Source organism: Mesorhizobium norvegicum, from assembly GCF_004919685.1.
In the GTDB taxonomy this organism is placed as follows: domain Bacteria; phylum Pseudomonadota; class Alphaproteobacteria; order Rhizobiales; family Rhizobiaceae; genus Mesorhizobium; species Mesorhizobium norvegicum.
This window is the reverse complement of sequence record NZ_SMYZ01000020.1, coordinates 25,305-47,890: the sequence shown is the minus strand read 5'-3', so window position 1 is coordinate 47,890 and position 22,586 is coordinate 25,305. Positions and strand designations below refer to the sequence as shown.

Annotated in this window: 25 protein-coding genes; 15 read left to right on the top strand and 10 right to left on the bottom strand. The window is 63.5% G+C overall.

Annotated features, from left to right (window positions below; translation table 11 throughout):
• Window positions 1-165: 165 nt before the first annotated feature.
• The 3 genes from FCU66_RS07835 to FCU66_RS07825 are packed head-to-tail and all read right to left on the bottom strand — an operon-like array spanning window position 166 to window position 4,119.
• Window positions 166-1,350, bottom strand: coding sequence for an ABC transporter substrate-binding protein (locus FCU66_RS07835; protein ID WP_136616329.1), 1,185 nt, complete (start codon window positions 1,348-1,350; stop codon window positions 166-168).
• 38 nt (window positions 1,351-1,388) lie between these two features.
• A complete protein-coding gene (locus FCU66_RS07830; RefSeq protein ID WP_136616328.1) occupies window positions 1,389-2,468 on the bottom strand; it encodes a CobW family GTP-binding protein in 1,080 nt (359 codons plus the stop codon).
• A complete protein-coding gene (locus FCU66_RS07825; protein ID WP_136616327.1) occupies window positions 2,455-4,119 on the bottom strand; it encodes an amidohydrolase in 1,665 nt (554 codons plus the stop codon). The genes FCU66_RS07830 and FCU66_RS07825 overlap by 14 nt, the downstream gene beginning before the upstream one ends.
• A 238-nt stretch (window positions 4,120-4,357) precedes the next feature.
• On the opposite strand from FCU66_RS07825, the gene FCU66_RS07820 reads away from it, so the two are divergent.
• The 8 genes from FCU66_RS07820 to FCU66_RS07785 all read left to right on the top strand — a co-directional run bounded on the left by FCU66_RS07820 (window position 4,358) and on the right by FCU66_RS07785 (window position 9,812).
• Window positions 4,358-5,134, top strand: coding sequence for an IclR family transcriptional regulator (locus FCU66_RS07820; protein WP_136616326.1), 777 nt, complete (start codon window positions 4,358-4,360; stop codon window positions 5,132-5,134).
• A gap of 346 nt (window positions 5,135-5,480) precedes the next feature.
• The gene (locus tag FCU66_RS07815; RefSeq protein ID WP_136616325.1) at window positions 5,481-5,924 is read left to right on the top strand and encodes an SRPBCC family protein; all 444 of its coding nucleotides are present in this window, start codon (window positions 5,481-5,483) and stop codon (window positions 5,922-5,924) included.
• Window positions 5,925-6,046: 122 nt separating this feature from the next.
• Window positions 6,047-6,502: a hypothetical protein gene (locus FCU66_RS07810; protein WP_136616324.1), complete on the top strand. Its 456-nt coding sequence runs from the start codon at window positions 6,047-6,049 to the stop codon at window positions 6,500-6,502.
• Between the two features lie 47 nt (window positions 6,503-6,549).
• On the top strand, window positions 6,550-7,698 hold the full coding sequence (locus FCU66_RS07805) for an amidohydrolase (protein WP_136616323.1): 1,149 nt from the start codon (window positions 6,550-6,552) through the stop codon (window positions 7,696-7,698).
• A gap of 182 nt (window positions 7,699-7,880) precedes the next feature.
• A complete protein-coding gene (locus FCU66_RS07800; RefSeq protein WP_136616322.1) occupies window positions 7,881-8,363 on the top strand; it encodes a VOC family protein in 483 nt (160 codons plus the stop codon).
• 83 nt (window positions 8,364-8,446) lie between these two features.
• On the top strand, window positions 8,447-8,710 hold the full coding sequence (locus FCU66_RS07795) for a YMGG-like glycine zipper-containing protein (RefSeq protein ID WP_056591248.1): 264 nt from the start codon (window positions 8,447-8,449) through the stop codon (window positions 8,708-8,710).
• Between the two features lie 50 nt (window positions 8,711-8,760).
• The gene (locus FCU66_RS07790) at window positions 8,761-9,396 is read left to right on the top strand and encodes a LolA family protein (RefSeq protein WP_136616321.1); all 636 of its coding nucleotides are present in this window, start codon (window positions 8,761-8,763) and stop codon (window positions 9,394-9,396) included.
• A 206-nt stretch (window positions 9,397-9,602) separates the two neighbouring features.
• Window positions 9,603-9,812 carry a hypothetical protein gene (locus tag FCU66_RS07785; RefSeq protein ID WP_136616320.1) on the top strand — a complete coding sequence of 70 codons (210 nt, stop codon included), beginning with the start codon at window positions 9,603-9,605 and terminating at the stop codon, window positions 9,810-9,812.
• A gap of 291 nt (window positions 9,813-10,103) precedes the next feature.
• Here FCU66_RS07785 and FCU66_RS07780 read toward each other — a convergent pair whose 3' ends face one another.
• Window positions 10,104-11,099: an NADP-dependent oxidoreductase gene (locus FCU66_RS07780; RefSeq protein WP_136616319.1), complete on the bottom strand. Its 996-nt coding sequence runs from the start codon at window positions 11,097-11,099 to the stop codon at window positions 10,104-10,106.
• A 67-nt stretch (window positions 11,100-11,166) separates the two neighbouring features.
• Window positions 11,167-11,982: an oxidoreductase gene (locus FCU66_RS07775; RefSeq protein ID WP_136616318.1), complete on the bottom strand. Its 816-nt coding sequence runs from the start codon at window positions 11,980-11,982 to the stop codon at window positions 11,167-11,169.
• A gap of 103 nt (window positions 11,983-12,085) precedes the next feature.
• Here FCU66_RS07775 and FCU66_RS07770 point away from each other — a divergent pair, with 103 nt between their 5' ends.
• A complete protein-coding gene (locus FCU66_RS07770; protein WP_136616317.1) occupies window positions 12,086-12,652 on the top strand; it encodes a TetR/AcrR family transcriptional regulator in 567 nt (188 codons plus the stop codon).
• A 91-nt stretch (window positions 12,653-12,743) separates the two neighbouring features.
• Here FCU66_RS07770 and FCU66_RS07765 read toward each other — a convergent pair whose 3' ends face one another.
• Both FCU66_RS07765 and FCU66_RS07760 read right to left on the bottom strand, forming a co-directional pair.
• Window positions 12,744-13,679 (bottom strand): sigma-70 family RNA polymerase sigma factor, encoded by a 936-nt coding sequence (locus tag FCU66_RS07765; RefSeq protein ID WP_136616316.1) that lies wholly within the window; start codon window positions 13,677-13,679, stop codon window positions 12,744-12,746.
• Window positions 13,676-14,434 (bottom strand): SDR family oxidoreductase, encoded by a 759-nt coding sequence (locus FCU66_RS07760; protein WP_136616315.1) that lies wholly within the window; start codon window positions 14,432-14,434, stop codon window positions 13,676-13,678. The genes FCU66_RS07765 and FCU66_RS07760 overlap by 4 nt, the downstream gene beginning before the upstream one ends.
• Window positions 14,435-14,726: 292 nt before the next feature.
• On the opposite strand from FCU66_RS07760, the gene FCU66_RS07755 reads away from it, so the two are divergent.
• Entirely contained in the window at window positions 14,727-14,960 is a 234-nt protein-coding gene (locus FCU66_RS07755) for a hypothetical protein (RefSeq protein ID WP_126067124.1), read from the top strand.
• 244 nt (window positions 14,961-15,204) lie between these two features.
• Here FCU66_RS07755 and FCU66_RS07750 read toward each other — a convergent pair whose 3' ends face one another.
• Entirely contained in the window at window positions 15,205-15,402 is a 198-nt protein-coding gene (locus FCU66_RS07750) for a hypothetical protein (protein ID WP_136616314.1), read from the bottom strand.
• A 120-nt stretch (window positions 15,403-15,522) separates the two neighbouring features.
• The gene (locus FCU66_RS07745) at window positions 15,523-15,873 is read right to left on the bottom strand and encodes a hypothetical protein (protein ID WP_168991735.1); all 351 of its coding nucleotides are present in this window, start codon (window positions 15,871-15,873) and stop codon (window positions 15,523-15,525) included.
• A gap of 315 nt (window positions 15,874-16,188) precedes the next feature.
• Here FCU66_RS07745 and FCU66_RS07740 point away from each other — a divergent pair, with 315 nt between their 5' ends.
• The 4 genes from FCU66_RS07740 (at window position 16,189) to FCU66_RS07725 (ending at window position 20,101) form a co-directional block, all read left to right on the top strand.
• The gene (locus tag FCU66_RS07740) at window positions 16,189-17,193 is read left to right on the top strand and encodes a sugar ABC transporter substrate-binding protein (protein ID WP_136616313.1); all 1,005 of its coding nucleotides are present in this window, start codon (window positions 16,189-16,191) and stop codon (window positions 17,191-17,193) included.
• Entirely contained in the window at window positions 17,190-18,191 is a 1,002-nt protein-coding gene (locus tag FCU66_RS07735; protein WP_136616312.1) for an ABC transporter permease, read from the top strand. Before FCU66_RS07740 ends, FCU66_RS07735 begins: the two co-directional genes overlap by 4 nt.
• Complete coding sequence (locus FCU66_RS07730; protein ID WP_109660272.1) at window positions 18,188-18,952, top strand: ATP-binding cassette domain-containing protein; 765 nt, start codon at window positions 18,188-18,190, stop codon at window positions 18,950-18,952. Before FCU66_RS07735 ends, FCU66_RS07730 begins: the two co-directional genes overlap by 4 nt.
• A 63-nt stretch (window positions 18,953-19,015) precedes the next feature.
• Entirely contained in the window at window positions 19,016-20,101 is a 1,086-nt protein-coding gene (locus FCU66_RS07725; protein ID WP_136616311.1) for a Gfo/Idh/MocA family protein, read from the top strand.
• 16 nt (window positions 20,102-20,117) lie between these two features.
• On the opposite strand, the gene FCU66_RS07720 is transcribed toward FCU66_RS07725, so the two are convergent.
• Window positions 20,118-20,393 carry a hypothetical protein gene (locus tag FCU66_RS07720; RefSeq protein ID WP_136616378.1) on the bottom strand — a complete coding sequence of 92 codons (276 nt, stop codon included), beginning with the start codon at window positions 20,391-20,393 and terminating at the stop codon, window positions 20,118-20,120.
• A gap of 149 nt (window positions 20,394-20,542) precedes the next feature.
• Between FCU66_RS07720 and FCU66_RS07715 the strand changes: the two genes are divergently transcribed.
• Entirely contained in the window at window positions 20,543-22,564 is a 2,022-nt protein-coding gene (locus FCU66_RS07715; RefSeq protein ID WP_136616310.1) for an amidase, read from the top strand.
• Window positions 22,565-22,586 lie beyond the last annotated feature (22 nt).

Genomic DNA, 22,586 nt, shown 5'->3' with positions numbered 1-22,586 from the left:
GGAGAGGGACGCTGTCATCGATGGTTTCGCCAATCACCAGCGTTGCAAGAAGGGGCGCGGGCGTTGCGGCCATCTCCCTTCTCCCCGTCACTATACGGGGAGAAGGTGCCGGCAGGCGGATGAGGGGCAGCGCAGACGTTCGTGCCCTGATGCCCGCAAACACACTCACTTGGCCTGCGGCAGCACGACCCAGTCCGGCGTCTCGACCGTCCAGGCGCCCTTTTCCAGCTTCATCACCTTGGTCGCCTGCATCGGCGAGTGAACCTTGGCGGTGCCGAAAACGTAAGCGCTGCCGGACAGCGGATTGGCGATCGGCTGCATCTCGTGCAACGCCTTGGTCACGCTCTCGCGCGTCACTTCCCCGTCAATCGACGCCACCACCTTGAGGAACAGCTGGGCAGCGAGATAGCCGCCCTGCGAGAAGGCGGTCAGCGGCCGGCCGGCCTTCTGCATGTCGGCCGCCCATTGCGCGTTGGCGGCCGAGCTCTTCTCGGTGAAGGGTTCCCATTCGGTGCCGACATAGATCGGCTGCCTGGTGTCGGCCAGCGCCGAGGCGACCTGCTCGGTATAGCCCGGCGCCAGGAACAGCCAGTTGATGCCGGTGATCTTCTGCGCGTCGACCGTCTTGATCAGCTGCACCACTTGCGGCTCGACCTGATTGGTCAGCACCGCGTCGCAGCCGGCGTCGCGTGCCTTGATGACATAGGGTGTCAGATCGCCCTGGAAGGGCAGCGTCAGGTCGATGAGATGGATCTTCTTGCCGGAAATCTTTTCCCAGGTCTCGATCGCCTTCTTGTAGGCTTCCTGGGTGCCGCCGATGATGATGAAGAAGGCGCACAGCTTCTCGCTCTTAAGCTGGTTGGTGGCGTAATAGGCCATCGCGGTCGACAGCGTGTAGGGTCCGACATTGACCGGCGCCACATTGGGCGAGGAGAAGCAGGCGGCATCGACGCCGAGGCCCTGCACCGACAGGATCTTCTTGCGGCTGTAGGTGGCGGAATTGACGGCGCAGTCGAGCAGGCTGCCCGAGCCGACCAGCGCCACCGCTTCCTTGTTGTCGATCAGATCGCGCGCGGCTTGGGCTGCGACCGCCGGGTCGGCCTTGTCGTCGGCGATCGTGTAGTCGATCTTGCAGCCATTGATGCCGCCGGCGGCATTGACGGCATCGAAGGCCGCCTGGGTCGCCTTCGGCACCTCACTGAAATCGGCGGGACCGGTGATGGTCGAGACAGCGCCGACCTTGATCGTTCCGTCCTTGCAGGTCGGACCGGCGGCGGACGCCGTCCCGGCCATCGCACCAAGGCTGATGCTGGCTAAGGCCACTGCAAGCAGGCTGGATTTCCATTGCATGTCAGTCACTCCCCTGTTTTTCCTGATTCATTTTCTGATCATGCGGCGGCACGCGTTGGCGCCCTGATGCTGGCGGCATCAATGGCCGCGAACTTCGTCAGCGTGCGCGCGATTGTTTCTCGTGCGATATCGCGCACTATGAACACCAGCCGCGTGCGCCGGTCGGCCGACGGCCAGGCATCGAGCCGCACCGGCGGGTGGAAGACATGCTGCACACCGTGCAGGACGAGCGGCCGCTCCGGCTGGTCGGTGACATGCACAAGCCCCTTGAGGCGCAAGAGGTCCTCACCCTTCAGCACCGAGACATAGTCGAGCCAGCGCGCGAAAGCCGCCCACTCGATCGGCTCGTCGATGACGAAACTGTAGGACTGGATGCCGTGATGGACGTGGTCATGGGTATGGTCATGTCCGTGATCGTGAGCACAGTCCGCGCCGCACGCGTGCTCCGCGGCCGGCCTATCCAGCCAGGCAGCCATCCCTTGGGGATCGCCAAGATGCCGGTTGTCCATGATATCGAAATCGGCCTCGCCATCATGCGCAAGGCTTTGCCGCGCCGCGGGCGCAAGGGCCGCCAGCCGGCGTTGCAATTCGCTCAGGGCATCCGCCGAAACCAGATCGGTCTTGGTGACCAGCAACCGGTCGGCGACCGCGACCTGCTTGGTCGCCTCGGCGTGCCGGTCGAGCGTCGACCAGCCATTGACCGCATCGACCGTGGTGACGACGCCGGCGACAAAATAGCGGCCGGCAAGTTCCGGCTCGGCCATCAGCGTGTGCAGGATCGGTGCGGGATCGGCTAGCCCCGTTGTCTCGATGACGACATGGGTCAGGTCAGGCACCTCACCGGCGCGGCTGCGCCGGTCGAGCTCCTTCAGCGTCGCCACAAGGTCGCCGCGCACCGTGCAGCAGACGCAGCCATTGTCGAGCAGCGTGAACTGCTCTTCGCTCGCCTCGATCAGCAGGTGGTCGAGGCCGATGGCGCCGAACTCGTTGATGATGACGGCCGCACCGGCAAGCGACGGGCGCCGCAGCAAGCGGTTGAGCACCGTGGTCTTGCCCGAGCCGAGGAAGCCGGTGAGGACCGTCACCGGAATGGCGGAGAGAGAGTCAGCTCCGCTCATAGACCACCCTCCCCTCGAACCACGTCGTCAGCACCTTGGTATCGGCGATCTCGTCGGCCTGTATGTCCAGCACGTTGCGGTCGAGCTTGATGAAATCGGCCGACTTGCCGATCTCGATCGAGCCGACCGTGTCGGCAAGGCCGATGGCGCGGGCCGAATTGATGGTGAAGATTTCGAGCGCGCTCGCGACATCGAGCGCCTGTTCCGGCCACAGGGCGGCGCCCTTGAACGCGCCGCTCGGGTTGCGGCGCGTCACCAACCCTTCGATGCCGTCCCACGGATCGGGGTTGGGCATGACCGGCCAGTCCGAACCGCCGGCCAGCAGCGCGCCGGCCTCGAGCAGATCCTTGTTCGGCCAGAAGCGCAGCGCGCGCGCCTCGCCCATCGTCTGCTTGTGGCCTTCGAGGAAGCTGGTCGGATACCACAGGAAGGGCGACAGATCGGCGGCAACGCCAAGCTCGGCGAAACGGGTAATGTCATCAGGCGCGATGTAGCTGGCATGCGCGATGTGATGGACCAGTTTGGTCGGTCCGTTGAACGAGCGCACGACGTCGATGGCGTCAAGCGCCTGGCTGACCGCGGCGTCACCCGCGCAGTGGATTTTCACCCCCAGTCCAAGCTTCTCGCATTTGCCCACCCAGCGGATCAGGTCCGGCACGGTGACGATGGTCGAACCGCGAAAACAGCAGCCGAGGATCGGATCGCTGGTATAGGGCTCGTGGAAGGCGGCGGTGCGCGCGCCCGGCACGCCGTCGAGGAACACTTTGACGAAATCCGGCCTGGCATGGGCGCTGCGATACTGGTCGCGCAATGCGATCAGTTCGTCGCCGGCGATGCCGAACATGAAGGACGGCTCGACCGCCGGCATCGCCGAAACCGACCACGCGGTCAGCTCGCCGCGATCGTCGAGCCCCTTGAGTGCTGCGAGAATCGGCTGCATGGCGGCGGCGTCGAGGAAGGCGGTGACGCCATAGGAGTTGAGCGTGGCGATCGACTGCGCCATCGCCGCCCGATCCATCTCCTCGGTATAGTGGCCTGACTTGGCGATGGTGCTTTCGACGATGCCGGCGGCGGATTCGATCATCATGCCGGTTGGCGCGCCGGTGGCCGGGTCGCGGCCGATCGAACCTTTTTCAGGGTCCGGCGTCGCGGCGGAAACGCCGGCCAGGCGCAGCGCCTGCGAATTGATCCAGCGGTTGTGGTAGGTGTCGTCGCGCAGCATCACAGGCCGGCCCTGGCTGGCCTTGTCGAGCGCGGCCAGCGCCTCCAGCGTGTTCAGCTTCGGCAAGAGGTCGCTGCCCCACTGGCCACCGATGATCCACGAGCTTTCCGGCACCTTGGCCGCCGCCTCCGCGACACGCGCGATCAGCGTCTCGAAGCTCGCGGTCGGCGGAAAGCGCAGTTCGAACAGCTCCGCCTGGCCGCCCATCATCAGATGCGCATGCACGTCGACAATGCCGGGCATCAACATGGCGCCTTGGAGGTCGACAATGCGCGTTTCCGGACCCGTCAGGCCCGCAACCGCATCCGCCTCGCCGACCGCCACGATACGCCCGCCCTTGACCGCAACCGACGAGGCCCATGGCCGCTTGCGATCCAGCGTGTAGATGCGGCCATTGGTGAGAACCAGATCGGCACTTCTCTCGGGCATTTCGTCTCTCTCCTCACGTCGCCGCCGGTTGCGCCCGGCTCTATGGCGATTTCGGCATTGCGCGCATCGCCTTGCGCGGCCGCGATCCGTCTCGTTTTTTGTTCCCATCTCGGTTCATAATATGAACCGATGTTTTGTATGTTATAGCCAGACTGCAAGGCGCTGACGCCGCTGTCAAGTTAATTCACACGCTAACTATCTACTAATTAACACGCTAAGTAAATTGGAGAACCCTGGAATGAGCACGGTCGGCAAGGCGATTTCGCTGCTGGAACATTTCACGCTGAAGGAGCCGGAAATCGGCCTCTCCGACATTGCCCGCAAGTCGGGCCTCGACAAGGCCACGGCGCGGCGCCTGCTGGTGGCGCTGGCCGAGCGCCGGCTGATCGAGCAGGAACCGCTCAGCCGCCGCTACCGTCTCGGCGCCGGCCTGTCGCGGCTGGCCCGCATGCGCGACGCGCATCTGCCTTTTGTACGCGTCGCAGCACCCTTCGTGCGGGAACTGGCGCTGGAGACCGGCGAGACCGTGCATCTGTCGGAGTTCAGTGCCGGCGCGCTGCTCACCGTGCATGTCGAGCTGTCGGCCAAAGCCAACCGCGTCAGCGTCGATGTCGGCCAGATCCTGCCGCTGCACGGCACGGCTTCCGGCATCGCCTTCCTCGCCTTCTCGCGCCCGGAGACGGTCGAGGCCTGTTTCGGCAAGCCGCTGACCGCCTTCACCCCGCACACCATGACCAGCCGTGACAAGGTGATGGAGGCCGTGCGGCTGGCGGCGGAGCGTGGCTATTCGCGCAGCGCCCAGGGCTATGAGGAAGGCGTGCACTCGGTCGCCGCACCCATCCTTGGCTCCGATGGGTTCCCCCTCGGCACGCTGGCCGTGGCATCACCGGTATCGCGCATCGACGACGCCATCGCCGACAGCCAGGGACAGGCCGCGTGCGAGGCCGGCCGCAAGATCTCTGCCCACCTCACCGGCGAACAATGGCATGCGTCTGTCCCGTTGCGGCAGAGATAATTATCATATTAAGTTCCTGAACGTTGCATCGGGGCATGTCCCCGCGCCACAATCCCGCGACAAGACGGGAAGGCTGTTTTGGAGGAGGAACAAATGCACGCTGCCGCCCACCATGTGAGCGTCGCCGACGGCGAGGCGTCCCGAGGGAGAGGCTCAGCCGGTGGTGTGTTGAGGGGGCAAACCGGCCTTGGATCCACTGTTTGACCCTGCGCCCCTCAAGTGGAGTACAATCTATGCGCCGGCCGGACAGGCTGCCGGCCTTTAAAAAAACCGAGGCTTTTGTCGGATCGGCCAAACCTCGTTCGTCCTTGGGGTACCGAATGGCAATCATGAAAGGATACAGGATATGCCCGGCACCGTACGTTTGCATCGCGTTCTGACGACCAGCCCGGAGAAGGTCTATCGCGCCTTCGTTGAAGCGGACGCACTGGCCAAGTGGCTTCCGCCGAACGGCTTCACCTGCACGGTCCATCACCTCGAGGCAAAGGTCGGCGGCACGTTCAAGATGTCCTTCCGCAATTTCACCACCGGCGACGGCCATTCCTTCGGCGGCGAGTATCTCGAACTCGTTCCGGCCGAGCGCCTGCTCTATACCGACAGGTTCGACGATCCCAATCTGCCCGGCGAGATCCGAGTGACCGTGATCTTGAAAAAAGTGTCGGTCGGCACCGAAATTGACATCACCCAGGCCGGCATTCCGGACGTCATTCCGGTCGAGGCCTGCTATCTCGGCTGGCAGGAGTCGCTCAGAAACCTGGCAAAGCTCGTCGAACCCGAGATCAATCAATAGGCGGGTGCGCGGCGGGTCGGCCCAATGGTTGGGAGTGATCGGCAGCGTCAGCGGCGGTGGTGCATCAGGTCTTGACCGGACGACGGTGCGCGGGAATCCTTTCCACGCAATGGGAGGTGTTCATGCGACGTTTGCCGCTCGTGCTGTCCGTTTTGATGCTGGTCACGTCGGCTGAGGCCAAGACCCTCTATTACGGCGGCAGGGCGGGCATGGAGGTCACCATCGTCAAGACATCCAGCATCGGGTCCTCCCATGCCAGGATAGTGGCCAAACACACGCGGCAGAATGCGATCGCCTTCTGCCGCGACTATGTCGGCAAGGTGACAGAGGCGTGCATTGCCAAGGAATTGCAGACGCCCTTGCATCTGGAAATCACCGCGAACTGCAAGACCGGCAAATTCACCACCTTCTACGGTGCGAACATGCTGTTCCAGGGTCGCAATCGTGAGCCAGGTGCAGCGACAGACTATTTGATCACCGCCACCGACGACAACGTGGTGCTGGATGGCTCGGGCGCTTCCGGATACGATTATACGCTGGATCAGTTCAAAGCCCTGTGCCCCAATCGCGTGAGATAAGACGGTTCGCTAGAAACGATGAACCGAGGAGACGGAGGCCAAAAAGCGTGACCCTGACCAACCGAGACATTGTCGAGTTGACCGCGTGGCGGCGCCAGTTGCATCAGAATCCGGAAATCTCGAATGAAGAGGAGAAGACGGCAAAAGAGGTCGTCGACTTCCTCGCCGATACGGGACCGGACAAGGTGCTCACCGGATTGGGCGGGCACGGCGTGGCGGCGATATACGAGAGCGGAAAGTCGGGGCCGACGGTGCTGTTCCGTTCGGAACTCGATGCCTTGCCGATCGAAGAACTTTCAGGCGTACCGCATTCGTCGCGCGTGCCCGGCAAGTCGCATATGTGTGGCCATGACGGACACACCGCGATCCTGGCATCCCTTGGCCGCCAGTTAGGGCGCAAGAGGCCTGCAAGCGGCCGCGTCGTGCTGATGTTCCAGCCGGCGGAGGAAACCGGCAATGGCGCGGCCGGCGTCGTCGCCGATCCTCGCTTCGCCGAGATCGCGCCGGATTTCGCTTTCTCGTTGCACAATCTGCCCGGCGTGCCGTTGGGCGAAGTGCGGGTCAAAACCGGCGTGGTCAACTGTGCCTCGCGCGGCATGCGCATCGTGCTGGAGGGCAAGACCGCCCATTCATCCATGCCCGAGACCGGCACCTCGCCGATGCTGGCGATCAGCCAGCTGATGCCGGCACTGCCCGCGCTTGGCAGCGGGACATTCGCCGACGACAATTTTTCCATGGTGACCGTCACCCATGCCGCGATGGGCGAAGCCGTCTTCGGCATCGCGCCTGCTCATGCGCAGGTTTGGGCGACGCTGCGGACCCGCCGCGACGAGCGCATGGCAAACCTGTGCACCGCCGCTGAAGCGCTGGTCACGAAGATCGCTGGCCAGCATGGTCTTTCCACCCACTGGGACTATCACGAAATCTTCGTCGCCAGCGTCAACGCGCCCGACGCGGTGGAGCATCTGCAACGCGCACTCAACGAAGAGGGCGTCGTGCATGGCGAAGAAGCCCTGCCGATGCGCGCCTCGGAGGATTTCGGCCTGTTCGGCCACAGCGCTTCCTCGGCGATGTTCTTCCTCGGTGCAGGCGAGCGGCACCCTGCGTTGCACAATCCCGACTATGATTTTCCCGACGACCTGATCCCGATCGGCTCGAAGATATTCATGCGCACGGCGCGTAATTTGCTGGGCTGACGTCCGCCGGATCACTCTGACGCAGAAACGGCATTCCACCGAGCGCTCTGATGCGAAGCGGTCAGCCGCGCTTGCCGGCCTGCTTCCGCCAAGGTGGAGAAAGTCGGTTGGCGACCTATGTCGCAAGAGCGTGGGTGGGACGCAAGGACAGAAATCCGGCCTCGGATCGAAAGGAACACGCAATGCAAAAGACGCCAAAGAACACGATTTGCCTCTGGTTCGACAAGGACGCCGAGGCCGCGGCTCGCTTCTACGCAGAGACCTTTCCCGACACCAAAGTGGGCGCCGTTCACCGTGCGCCGAGCGATTTTCCGTCCGGCAAGAAGGGCGACGTGTTGACGGTCGAATTCACCGTTGCCGGCGTTCCTTGCATCGGACTGAACGGCGGCTCCGCGTTCAAGCAAAGCGAAGCCTTCTCGTTCCAGATCGCCACCGACGATCAGCAGGAAGCCGATCGCTACTGGAATGCCATTGTCGGCAATGGCGGCCAGGAGAGCGCCTGCGGCTGGTGCAAGGACAAATGGGGCGTGTCCTGGCAAATCACGCCACGCACGCTGACCGAGGCGATGGCGGCAGGCGGCGACGAAGCCAAGCGCGCCTTTGATGCGATGATGGAGATGAAGAAGATCGACGTCGCGGCGATCGATGCGGCGCGTCGCGGCTGACGCTCGACAGGCAGGGGTCGATGGATCGAAAAACTCAGTGGTGCATTTAAGCTTCGGCTAACAATGGCCTCTGGAGAGAACCAATGAAGAAGACGCTGCTCATTTTGAGCCTACTCATTCCGCTCGCGGCATGCTCCCGCACCGAACAAGGCGCTGCCGTCGGCGGCTTGGGTGGCGCAGCCATAGGCGCCGCGGTGGCCGGAGACCCTGTGCAAGGGGCGGTTGTTGGCGGTGCGGTCGGAGCGATAGCCGGGGCGGTCATCGGGCACGCCAGCGAAGCCGGCCAGTGCAGATATCGCGATCGGCATGGCCGAGTTTACGTTGCACGGTGCCCGGACGGCTACTGATCTCAAGGCGCGCCTTTCGATCACGCGCCTGCTCGGGGTAGGATAAGTGAATGGCATGTAAGATCAAAAAACTGCTGGGTTTCTGGTTCGCCGTTGTCAGCGCTGCCGCGATAAATGTTGGACTTACGACCGCGATCTCGGCCGCGCCTGTAGAAGCGAAGACGATTGCCGATCACTTCTCATCGGTAAAGTCCATGTCCGGGGACTTCGTCCAGTCGGGCCCAAAAGCGGAAAAGATCAGCGGCAGGTTTTTTCTCCAACGCCCGGGCAAGATTCGGTTCAACTATGCAGGCCAATCAGGGGTCAGCGTAATTGCAGATGGCAAATCCTTGGTGGTTTACAATAAGAAGCTTAAGACATCGCGGCTTTATGCGCTTTCGAAGACGCCGCTTAAGCTGCTGCTCGACAACAAGGTCGACTTCTCTGGCCGTCGCCTCAAAAGCATCAGAGACGACGGCGCTCAAATTATCATTAAGCTGGCTGACAAGTCAGCCTTCGGCAATTCGAACATCACTATTGTGTTTGACAGGAAATCGCTCGATCTACGCAGATGGAGCCTTACCGATGAAAGGGGCCTCACTACGACGGTCACGATATTCAATGTGAAGCAGGGCGTTCGCGCTCCCATGGGTACCTTCACTATCGACTATGCGGCAAACCGTGAATTCAACACCACAACGAAATAGCGGGCGGATCGCCACCATTGGTAGGCCGCGAGCCGGAGGTCATCCGGTCAAAGCCTGGCAGGCATCGTCACAATCGCAGCGACAGCTTTGTAGGCGCGATTGGATCGCGCCACCTGCCACGGCGGTGCCCGCCATCGCCGGAACCAATCCGATCAGCGGCGGTTTACTCAATGAAGGGACCGGAACTCCAAAAGGACTCTGGACAAATGATTGAAATTCATAGCATCGAAACCGCCAATGCCAGACTGCGCATAAGAAGAGCTGAGAACTCTCTTAAGCGCGCGAATGACTTGCTAGATGAGGAAGGTGGCGTCGCCCTTAATCTCGCGTTGTGCGGACGGATAAGGATCGCGCAAAGGCGCCTCATCGAGGCCAAAGCACGCCTGACGACGATCGATCCCACCAGGACGAATTGATCCACGACGATCGCGATCTTCGACCTACTGCGAGAAACGGCGAGGTCTATCATGCCGCGGGGCTCGCGACGCTTGGGCAGCATATGGTGAGAACATCGAGCGCCCGGATGCCTCCGCGCAGACAGTCGAGCAAGCGCTGGCCAGGTTAACGGCAATCGGCAATTGCCTCGGGCCGCGTCGCCAGGGCATATGCCTAAGGCGGCCAAGCAGCGTGCCGGTGCCGCTGACCATCGTCATCATCAGCGCAGCATCCAATAAGGTCGAACACCGGCCCGACATCGAACAGGGATGCTATTTGACCTTGATGACCACCTTGCCCTTGGCGCGTCCTGTTTCGACGTAGGCCAGCGCCTCATTGGTCGCTTCGAAGGGAAAGACCCGGTCGACAACCGGGCGGATCGCTCCGGATTCGATAAGGGACGTGATCTTGCCCAGCTGACCGCCTTGCGCCCACATGAAAAGGAACGAGAATTTCACGCCACGGCGCTTAGCCTTGGTCCGAATAGCGCGGCTCAGGAAGCGCAGCACCAGCCTCAGCGCCACGTTCAGTCCCTGCTTCTTGGCAAATTCGGGATCTGGTGGACCGGAGATGGAAATGAGCTTGCCGCCCGGTTTCAGCACATTCAGGGATTTTTCAAGCGTCTTGGCGTCCTGGCTGTTCAAGACCACGTCGTAGCCCGACAGGACTTTCTCGAAGTCGTCTTTCCTGTAGTCGACGACGACATCGGCGCCGAGCCCCTTGACCAGACCGGCACTCGCCGCGCTGGCGGTGGTCGCAACGGTCGCGCCGAGATGCTTTGCCAGCTGGATGGCGAATGTCCCCACGCCGCCGGAACCGGCCTGGATGAAGACCTTCTGTCCCTTCTTCAGGCTCGCCCTTTCGATGAGCGCCTGCCAAGCTGTCAGACCGACCAGGGGGATCGAGGCCGCCTCTTCCATGCTGAGATTCGCAGGCTTCAAGGCCACGTCGGCTTCATCCATGGCGATGAACTCGGCGAACGTCCCGATCCGGCCATCGCGCGGCCGTGCATAGACATCATCGCCGGGTTTGAACTTGCGGACTTTCGATCCCACGCGCACAACCCTCCCGGCCACGTCGTGGCCCAGGATGAAGGGCCGGCGATAGGGCAGGATGAGCTTGAACTCTCCTGTTCTGATCTTGGAATCGAGGAGGTTCACCCCTGCGGCATGGACCTCGACCAGGACATCGTTGTCCCCGAGCTCCGGCATCTCGGCCAGCCGCAGAGTGCCCTTCTTGCTATACTTGTCGACAACGAATGCCTTCATGGCAGTGACTTTCTGAAAGTGATTTTGGCGTGTCGCATGTGCGTGAAATCCTCTGCCTCGCTGTTGTTCAGACCGGCAGGCGGAACTGCTTGCGCAAGCTCTTGTCGAATATCGCCGCGGGGGCAAAGCGGCGCAGCAGACTGACCTGGCGCGCTGCCTTGCCTGCGGTGTAACGCCGTCGCGGTCGGGCATCGGTCGCTGCCTTGACGACCACCTGCGCCACCACTTCCGGCCGGTCGGCTACAGGCATCACATCGCGAAGCAGCGCTTCGAGCCCGGCTCGGGCCTGATCGTATTCCTTCAACAGCGAATCCGGCTGGATTCCGTTCTGGTCGAAGACGGTGCGAACGAATGCCGGCTCGATAACCGAGACGCGGATATTGAACGCACGAACCTCGTGGTCGAGCGATTCCGAATAGCCCTCGAGCGCGTGCTTGACTGCCGAATAATGCGCCGAATACGGTGCAGGTACGAGGCCGAGCACCGAGCCGATGTTGACGATGCGCCCTTCGCCGCGCCGACGCATCGACGGCAACACCGCATTGGTCATGCGGATGACACCGAAGAGATTGACGTCGAACAGGGCCTGCACCTTCGCGATCGAGAATTCCTCGGCGCCTCCAAGCAGGCCGACGCCGGCATTGTTGACCAAGAGGTCGATCCGGCCGGTCTGCGAGAGCACTGTTGAAACGAGTGCGGCGACGGCCTCACTGTCGGTCACGTCGCAAACCAGCATGGTCACCCCGTCCGGGTCGTTGCCGGCCTTGCGGCGGCTCGTTCCGAAGACAGTGAACCCCGCCCGCACCAGTGCCTCGGCGCTGGCGCGGCCAATACCGGAGGAGGCTCCGGTCACAACGGCGGTTTTTCCGGAATTCGCATTCATTTCGTGCTCCAAAATCATGAGGGCTAGCTTTTTTGCGCCCGTTGAATTACACTCATAATATCAAATTACGACCATAATGCAATAACAAAAGGGAATAGCAGCCATGCGCTACGAAAAGGGCCGGAAGGACGCGTCGCGCGGCCGGATCATGGAAGTCGCCGCCGACCGTTTTCGCGGTGACGGCATAGCTGCGTCCGGACTGGCAACCATCATGAGCGACGCCGGGCTGACGAACGGAGCCTTCTATCCGCACTTTCAATCCAAGGCCGAGCTTGTCCGCGAAAGCGTGGCGGCGGCCATGGAGCTTCAGGCGCAGCAGCTGGCGGAAGCATTGGCCTCGGGTGGCCCGGAGATGGCCATAGAAGCGTATCTGTCTGCCGAGCACCGGGATAATCCGGGAACAGGCTGCGCGTCCGCCGCGCTGCTGCCGGAACTCGCGCGTCAGCCGCCTGAAACGCGTAAAGTCTATACCGACCGCTTGCTGGCTCTGGCGCACCAATTGTCTGCCGCACTTCCGCAGGCCAAGGATCCGGAAGGCGTGGCACTGGCTGTCTTTGCGACGCTCATCGGCGCGCTCCAATTGGCTCGCGCCGTCGAAGGGACGGAATTGTCGGATCGTATCCTCGCGGCGGGGAAAGATGCGGCGCGGACGCTGATCGAGCAGCGTTAGCGCGGCGCGCCATCCGTCGCATTGGGCAGGAAAAGGACATCCTTAAGCCCCCCTGCCCCAAAGCTTCGCATCAGCCCAAGGTCGCCACTCTTCATCGCCCGGTGCCGCGACCGAAAGATCCGGCGTCCCTGGCCAGCACCAGTTCCGCATTCTCGGCGACATAGCTGACATAGCGATAGTCGCGGATGAAGCTGATCCGCCCGTCCCGCCACTCCAGCCGCATGAAATGATGCGGCTTCGGGTCGGCCTGATGTTCGAACACCGCGATCACCTCGCGGCCCTCGAGCCATGCCGGCGTCAGCCATACGCGATCGCTCCTGGCGTAGATCGTGAAGAACATGCCGACGTCGGCGGCGCCCGAGCGCGGCGGGTGCAAGGACTGATGAAGCCTGACGTCGTCGGCAAGCAGCGCGCGCAAGCCGTCCCAGTCGCGCTGGTTGAACAGGGTCGCATAACGGACCACGGCGGCGGATGCGATCCGTGCATCGGCAAGCGGGCTGGCCTGGGCATTGATCTCCCGAAGCCGAGCGCGGCCGCGCGCCAGATGCCCCTTCACCGCATCGACCGTGATGTCCAGCAGGGTGGCGATCTCGGCCAATGGCTCGTCGAGCACATCCCTGAGGATGATGACGCTGCGCTGGAGGACCGGAAGCTCCGCGAAGCGCGACACGGCGGTCTGTACGGCTTGCCTGCGCATCAGCGTCTCCACCGGGTCGGCTTTGGTGTCGTCGACAATCTCAAGCGCCGCCTCGATCGGCTCCGCGACGCGGATCGCACGGCTGCGCAGCAGGTCCAGCGCGCGATTGTGGGCGATCCGGAACAGCCATGGTCTGAGCTGCGGCACCTCGCCTAGCTCGTCCAGCGCAACGAAAGCCCGGGCAAACGTGTCCTGCACGACATCCTCGCCGTCGATGACCGATCCCATCAGACGCGCGCAATAGCGGTGCAGTTCCGGCCGCAGCGCGGCGGCAAGGGCAAGCAGCCCTTCCTGTCGGTCGCGGTCCACGGCTGGTTCTCGTCCGCTCAAGCCGCTGCGCCCTCCATCACGGTTACGCCCGCGTCGCCATTGAGGCCGAAGACGACGCCCTCGGCATATTGCGGGTCTTCCAGCACCGAAACCACCCTGTCGCCGAACGCCCGGGGCGGCATCGGCGCGCCGAAGCGGGTGACGAATTGTTCCGGCGTGATCCCCATCGAGCCTGCATAGGCGTTGGCCGCGGCATCGCCGGTTCCGGTGCCGAGGATCATCTGCCGCGGCACGATCGCCTGGAAGCGGATGCCGAGGTTCTTCTCCTGTGAGACGCCATTGGCGTATTTGGCCATGAACCACAGCATGCGCTTGGAGCCGCCATAGCCACCCGACATCTGCGATCCGGTGACGGCAGCACCACTCGATCCCACCAGCACCCGGCTGCCGGGCTTGAGCGGCAGGTTCAGCGCCGCCTGCAGCCAGTAGAGCCCGGCCTTCACGTCGGTCTCCCAGGCGACGGAGAAATCCTCCCACTTCAACTGATCCAACCGCCCCATCCGAGGCGTAGCACCAGCGTTCAGCACCACTATGTCAGGGCGAACCTCGCCAAGAATGCGATAGGCCGCGTCCTCGTCCGTGACGTCGGCTGAGATCGTGGCGACCCCGAGCCGCGCACCGACCGCCTCCAGCGCCTTGGCGCCACGCGCGACGACCGTCACGTTAGCGCCATGCTCGACCAGCGCTTCGACCAATCCGAGGCCAAGCCCACGGCTGCCCCCGGTGACCACGATCTTCTTGTCCCTAAGGCTCATTGGCCCTGCTCCGTTGCTTCACTGTAGCTAAGACGTTTGAGGAGAGGGAAAAGAGTCAGGTTGCAGCGAGATACTTAGATGGCGGCGGTCCGTGACACGAGATGGCGAATGCATCGGGCTTCGCCGCCGCTTACGACGATCGCGAATTGGTTGGCGTCTACCTTTGCAAGTTCGAAGCGACACTGTTGTCGTTTACCAAAACCCGTGCGCTGTGCACTGAGGGTCTCATCGGTATCGGCGGAGCCGCGAATCTGTGCTAAGCCGCCGCCCAACCAACCAAAGGACGACACCTGTGAGCGAACTGACCGTGGCTGAGGCGACCGAAAGTATCTATGCTTCGCTCCGAGCGGACAATGCCGACATCGACGCACATATCGCGACGCTTAAGGCGGCGCTGACACGAGAGGGGATAAAACAGGCGGTGTTCGATCCGACCAAGTTGGCGCAGAACAACCGCTCGGGCCGCAAGTTGATGCAGGCTTATTTTCGGCAGCGCGGCGTGAGCGTGAGGTTTTCGGACCAGTAGAGGTCCGCTCGTGGCGCATTTCTGACATTGAGCCAGCATCGCCAAAACAATCGTCAGGCCCGAAATCACCGGGTGATGGTCGGGCACCACGATCCGCGCGAAGTCGAACACCGCGTCCTTCCAACGCGTCAAGGATCGGGCCGAGCGTGCCCTCCCACGACCGTCGTCATCAGCATCCAGTCGAGGTGAAGACCGAATCCGACCCGACACGGCATCGGCTCTGCCTGCCAGATCGATAACGGTCCTAAATATCGAGAGCGACCATCATGCCGCGGACTTCGGCCATTTCGAGCAGAAGATCCTGCAGTCTTTCATCCAGCGCGGCACCGGTCAGCGCCAGAAGCTCGGTGATGCTCTCTCTCATCGATATGACGGCGGCGCCTGTCTTCTCGGCGAGCAGCCGTCCGATGGCGGCTCGGATCAGGTCGTCCTGATCAGACATTGTTTCACCTCCCAACGCCCTACAACCTCCCCTTGCTTCCCATGCCTCACCGCCGCTTTCGACGACAGAGCGTGATTTCCCTTACGGTATGATTTTTGATGCGATGTCGGCTGGCTTTGCTCACGCCAGCAGGTCGTCTGAAAGCGACCGATCGCCTTCATCGGTCCGCCAGTCGTTCAACGCCGACAAGGATGGCAGCAGCGAAAAATTGCCAGGCTGAACCGCTTCAATCGCTGCAAGCAGCGCCAGCGGCACTTCGTGCCGGTAAAGCCCGATGCACACCCCGCCTTCGACCGTTGCCGGCAATTCCGTGAATGTGTCGAAAATCGAGAATGTGCCTGTTGGCTCTTCCAGGATTTCGAAACGCTCCATCCCCAAACCTCCCCTTGCACAAAAGTAGCGACCAACGCCGATGCCCCCCAAGAGGTTCCCTCCGGACAGCATTTTTTTCGCGTCTTGGTTGTAGCGCAAGTCGACACGTCAGTCATGCCGGTAGGGGCCCACAGTCAAAATCACTGCGCACCATTTTAAATCTTGACGCGTGTCAATTTTTTCTAAAACATGCGGAAACGCCGGCGAGGCATCGGCCGGCGCTCTGGGAGGAGCAATGCCTGACATCGAAAAGCGCCCGAACCGGGGCTGCGACCCGCACACCACAGGGCGGGCAGCCACCTGTTGGCGGATCGTCGCGCCAGGCGCCGGGGTCGCTTGCGTACCATCGGACATTGCAGTCGCCGGACAGCGACATTGATGCAGCACATAAAACAATCAGGAGGAGGAAAAACCATGCGCGTGTTCAATTGCCTGAAACTCGGCACGAGCCTGCTTGGCGCAGGCATGCTTGCAACCATCGTCTCGGTGCCCGCCCACGCCGAGGATGCGGCGAAAGTCGCGGCCATCGTCAAAGGCCTCGACAACCCGTTCTTCCAGACCATGCAGAAGGGCATCGAGGAGCAGGCCAAGGCGAACGGCGTCAATGTCAGCGTCCAGGCCGCCGCCAATATGGGTGACGCCACCGGCCAGGCCGACCGCCTGACCGCCATGGCCATGCAGGATTTCGATTGCTATCTGGTCAACCCGATCAGCGTCTCCAACCTCGTCCAGGCGCTGGTGCCGGTCGCCCAGAAGAAGAAGCCGATCGTCAACATCGACTCGACCATCGACCCCGAGCAGGCCAAGGCCGCCGGCTTTGCCGTCTCGACCTATATCGGCACCGACAATGTCGCCGCCGGCGCGCTGGCCGGCGAAGAGATGCTGAAGCTGGTGCCGAAGGGTTCCAAGGTCGCGCTGGTCGCCGGCATCGTCGGCGATGTCGGCTCCAACGCCCGCATCAAGGGCTTCAAGCAGGCCGTCGAAGGCAAGCTCGAAGTCGTGGTGATGGTGAGCGCCGACTGGGACCGCGAAAAGGCGCTGACCGCCGCCACTGACATCCTCGCCGCCCATCCGGATCTCGCCGGCTTCTTCGCCGCCAACGACATCATGGCGCTCGGCGTCGAGCGCGCCGTGCAGACCTCTGGCAAGGACGTCAAGGTGATCGGCCTCGACGGCATCGTCGACGCGCTGAAATCGATCGCATCAGGCGAACTCACCGCCACCGTCGCGCAATACCCTTATGTCGTCGGCGCCATGGGCGTCGAAGCCTGTGCTATCGCCGCCAAGGGCAAGGAACTGCCCGCCAACGTGCCAGCGCCGGTGCTGTTGATCAACAAGGACAATGCCGAAACCTCGCTGAAGAACTTTCCGCGCCCCGGCGGCGACTATCCCGATCCCTTCCGCGAGATGCTGAAGTGAGCACACCTGCAGACAACGCGCCCGCCGCCCATTCGGCGGGTGCGGAGGAGAGCCGTCCCTCCCTGGCGGCTCTCCTCCTCGATCCCTCCTTCTGGGCCGACTGGGCATCCGTCGTCGGCCTGGTCGGCCTTGTCATCGTCTTCGGCATCGCCCAGCCGGTCTTTCTCAGCGTCGCCAACCTGCAGGCGCTGCTGCTGGCGGCCGCGATCCTGGTCGTGCTGTCGATCGGCCAGACCTTCGTCATCGCCACCTCGGGCATCGACCTGTCACTGGCGGCAGCCGTCATGCTCGGCGCCATCATCCTGGGCCTCGTCAACGCCGCCGGCTACGGCATCGTCATCGCCTGCGTGCTCGCGGTTCTTGCCACCAGCGCCGTCGGCTTCCTCAACGGCCTGATCATCACGGCCGGGAAAATCCCCGACTTCGTGGTGACGCTCGGCACGCTGTCGGGCATCACCGGGCTTGGCCTCATATTGTCGGGCGGCGAACCGACCATGGTCGGCTCGACCTTCCTGCTCAGGCTCGCCTCCGGCTCGTTCGGGCCGTTCGGTTATCCCGTGTGGGTGGCGATCGCGGCCGTCATCGTGGCGCACATCGCGCTCTACCACACACGCTTCGGCGTGCATCTGCTAGCGACCGGCGGCCAGACCGAGAGTGCCGGCGCGCTCGGCATCCGCACCGACCGGGTCAAGATCGCCGCCTACACGATCTCCGGCCTCTGCGCCGGCATCGCGGCCATCCTTCTGGTCGCCCGCATCGGCTCGGCCGAACCGCAGATCAACACCAGCCTGCTGCTCAATTCGGTGGCGGCGGTGGTGCTGGGCGGCGTCAGCCTGTTCGGCGGCCGCGCCAGCATTCTGGGACCGGCCATCGGCGCGCTGATGCTCACAGCACTGGTCAACGGCCTGACCTTGCTCAACGTATCGGCCTTCTACCAACCGCTCGCCGTGGGCGCCATCGTGGTGCTGGCGGCGCTGATCATGCGGTATCAGAAATGAGCGCTCCCCATCACATCCCCGCCACTGAGGCGATCATCGCCTGCGAAGGGCTGAGCAAGCATTTCGGCGGCATCCGCGCCTTCACCGACGTCGCCTTCCAGGCCCGCCGCGGCGAGGTCACCGCCGTCATCGGCGACAATGGCGCCGGCAAGTCGACGCTGATCCGCAGCCTGGTCGGCGTGCATCAGCCCGACGCCGGCAATCTGTTCTTCGACGGAAGGGCGCGACCCTTCGCCAACCCCGATGAGGCGCGCAAGGCCGGCATCGAGACCGTGCACCAGAACCTGGCGCTGATCGATGAACTGACCGTCGCCCAGAACCTGTTCCTCAACCGCGAGATCGTGCGCCGCATCGGCCCCTTCGCTTTCCTCGACCGCAAGGCGATGAAGCGCGAGGCCCGTTCCATGCTGTCGCGGCTGTCGATCAACGTGCCGTCGATCAACCAGCGTGTGCGGCGCCTATCGGGCGGCCAGCGGCAGGCGATCTCGATCTGCCGCGCCGTCGGCTCCGGCGCCAAGCTGGTGGTCATGGACGAACCGACGGCAGCGCTCGGCGTACAGGAGACGGCCAATGTCGAGGCGCTGATCCGGCGCCTGCGTGAGCAGTCCGTCAGCGTCATCCTGGTCAGCCACAATTTCGATCAGGTCCGCCGCCTGTCGGACCAGATCTGGGTGATGCGGGCGGGAAAAATGGCGGCGACCGTGCGCGCCTCGGAAACATCAGGCAACGAACTCGTCGCGCTGGTCACCGGCGCGGCCTGATCGGTCAATCAACAGCTGGCCGTCCTGGCCAGCCCGAGACTTGAAATCAAAGGGAGTTTGCGAGTGGCACCAATTCGTGTCGGGCTTGTCGGTCTTGGAGAGGTCGCACAATCGATCCATCTGCCGGTGCTGAGCGACCAGCGCGACCGCTGGGTGGTCGCGGGCGTGTACGATGTGTCGCCGAGCCTGGTGGCGCTGTGCACCTCGCAACATCCGACGGCAAAAGCCTTCGAGACGGCCGAAGCGCTGATCAATTCGCCCGACATCGACGTGGTGTTCGTGCTGTCGTCCGACGACACCCACAGCCGCTTCGTGCGCGCGGCGATTGCCGCCAACAAGCACATCCTGCTGGAAAAGCCCGCCTGCCTGACGGTGCGCGAGATAGATGATCTGCTGGCGCTGATGCCGGGCTACGACAAGACCCTGTTTGTCGGCTACATGCGCCGCTATGCGCCGGCCTATCTGGCGGCGAGGGACGAGCTGCCGGCCTTCGCCGACATCACCCATGTCCGCATCTTCGACCTGATCTCGGAAGGCCGGCATTTCCTCAAGAAGAGCCAGAACGTCCTTTATCCCCAAGACATAGACCCTGCCCTGCTGGCGCGTGGCGCCAAGGAACGCGACGCGCTGATCCGCGAGGTGGTTGGCGCCGATGCGCCGGCCGACCTGGTGCGCGCCTATCGAGGACTGACCGCCCTCTCCTCGCACCACATTTCGGCAATGCGTGGGCTGATCGGCGAGCCGACCCGCGTGCTGGCCGCGCACCGCACCAATGGCGGCGCCAACACATCAGTCACTTTCGACTACGGACATTTCGCTTGCCTGTATGACGCTGTCGTCGACGATCTCGGCCTGTTCGACGCCATGATCGAGGTGCGTTCCAACGCCAGGCGCGTGCGCATCATCTACGACACGCCCTACATCCGCAGCCTGCCGACGCGGCTGGAGGTCACCGACGCCGGCCCGCTCGGCCCGGTGACGAAAACCTTCGGCCCCCTTTATGGCGACGCTTTCTCGAATGAACTCGAGATTTTCCACCGCCACATCACCGAAGGCACGAAGCCGCTGACCGACCTCGCCGATTCACGCCGCGACCTGGCGCTGATGGCCGACATCATCGAGCGCATGAAGGAGAGCGGCCGGCGCTGAGGCGCGGCCTACTGCCCTACTTCCCGCAGTGATGATCGTTGATCTTGTTCAACGCATTGGCGTCGGGTCCGACGCGATTGTATGAGCAGGCGCCGGCAGCCGTCGTGAACAGCTGCTGATCGTAGTAGCGCGGGCCGCCAAACAGGAAGTTGATGAGATCGTCATCGGCGGGAACGTAGCGTTCGGATTGCACCCGGCGATCATGATGCCGATCGCCAGCGAACGCCGGGGCGTACAGGCTTGAGCCCATTGCCAAGGCGAGAGCTAGGATCGCAACGCATTTCGTGGTCATCGGCAACACCCTCCTGGCCATTTCGGTATCACACCATACATCCAAAATCGCCAGCCCGACAAAAGTTCCAGCGAAGACCGCGATAGGCTCTTGCCGAAGCAGGCCACCTCGCCCATCCATGGGATGGAAACGACAGCCTGGGAGCAGCAATGACCGATGCCAGCCTTCATCTCGTCGAAGCGACGATCGACCAGCTGCGCCGCGCGCTCGATGACGGCACCGTCACCAGTGTCGAGCTGGTCGGGGCGTATCTCAGGCGCATCGCGCATTTCGACCGGCACGGCATCGCCCTCAACGCCGTGCCGGTGCTCAATCCAGCGATGTTCGAGGAGGCGGCCGCTTCCGACAGGCGCCGCCGCAACGGTGCTGTGCTCGGGCCGCTCGACGGCATCCCCTACACCGCCAAGGACAGCTACAAAGTATCAGGCCTGACGGTGGCCGCCGGCTCGCCAGCCTTCGAGCATCTCATAGCCAATGAGGACGCTTTCACCATCGCGCGCTTGCGCGCTGGCGGTGCGGTGCTGATCGGGCTGACCAACATGCCGCCAATGGCCAATGGCGGCATGCAGCGCGGCGTCTATGGCCGCGCCGAAAGCCCCTACAATGCAGACTACCTGACCGCCGCCTTCGCGTCGGGCTCGTCGAACGGGTCGGGCACGGCGACGGCGGCCAGCTTCTGCGCCTTCGGGCTTGGCGAGGAAACCTGGTCGTCCGGCCGCGCGCCGGCCACCAACAATGCGCTGGTCGCCTACACGCCGTCGCGCGGCGTCATTTCGGTGCGCGGCAACTGGCCGCTGGTGCCGACCATGGATGTCGTGGTGCCGCACACGCGCAGCGTCCCCGACATGCTCGAACTGCTCGACGTGATCGTCGCCGACGACCCTGAGACGCGAGGCGATTTCTGGCGCGCGCAGCCCTGGGTCAGGCTGCCGAAAAGCGCCGACGTGCGGCCGCCACGCTATACCGACCTCACACTGGCGGGGTCGCTGAGAGGTATGCGGCTCGGCGTGCCCAGAATGTATATCGGCCGCGACACTGGCGCCGATAGGCCGATCGAAACCCGCACCTCGGTGCTTGCCCTGTGGGAGCAGGCAGCCGCCGATCTGAAGCGGCTTGGCGCCGAGGTGGTCGAGGTCGATTTCGCCGTCGTTTCCAACTACGAGCGCGACCGCCCCGGCGCGCGCAGCATGGTCGAGCGCGGGCTGGTGCCGCAGGACTTCGCCGAGCGCGAGCTCTGGGATCTCTGCATCTGGGGCTGGGACGATTTTTTGCGCGCCAATGCCGACCCGGCGTTGCCCGATCTCGTTTCGGTCGATGGCCCAAAAATCTTCCCGCAGCCGCCGGGCACCCTGCCCGACCGCTATGAGGGCGGCTTCGACCTGGCCGAGTATGTCGAGCGAGCGCGAGCCGGCGTCACGCCGGTTCTGGAAATTCCAACAATGGAGGACGGCCTGAAGGGGCTGGAAGCGACGAGGCGGATCGATTTCGAGGACTGGCTGGACGCGCAGGGCATCGACGCCGTGGTGCTGCCCACCGCCGCCGATGTCGGGTCGGCCGATGCCGATATCAACGAGGCGTCCGCAGCGCTGGCCTGGCGCAACGGCACCTGGGTCGCCAACGGCAATCTGGTCTGGCGCCATTTCGGCATCCCGACCGTCACCGTGCCGATGGGCACCATGGCCGATATCGGCATGCCGGTCGGCCTCACCTTCGCCGGCAAGGCCTATGACGACGAGAGGCTGCTGCGCATGGCCGGCGATTTCGAACGCTCCGCTCAGCGCCGCAGCCGCCCGCCGCGCACGCCCGAACTGCCCGATGATGTGTTTTTGGGGCGACCCGGACAGGCCGGCGACGGCAAGGTACCTGCGTTCGCCATCACGCTTGCCGCTGAGACACGGCCGGCCGGCGATCAGGAGGAAATCGCCATCACGCTCGACCTGCCCGGCGAGGTAGCCGAAACGGCCAGCGTCAAGGTGCATGTCAACGGAGAGGTCGCCGTGGTGCAGCGGAGCGGTGTGCGCTTCAGCGGACGAGCGCTCGTCCCGGCCGCCGAACACCAGCGGCTGCACAGCGTCTGGCGCGGCCCGTATGGCTCGATCGTCACGGCGGTAGTGCGCTTGGAGGATGGGCGGACGGCAGGTGCCTATGCAGTTACTGGCGGCATTGGGTGAGCAGAGCGGGAAGAACCCAGAA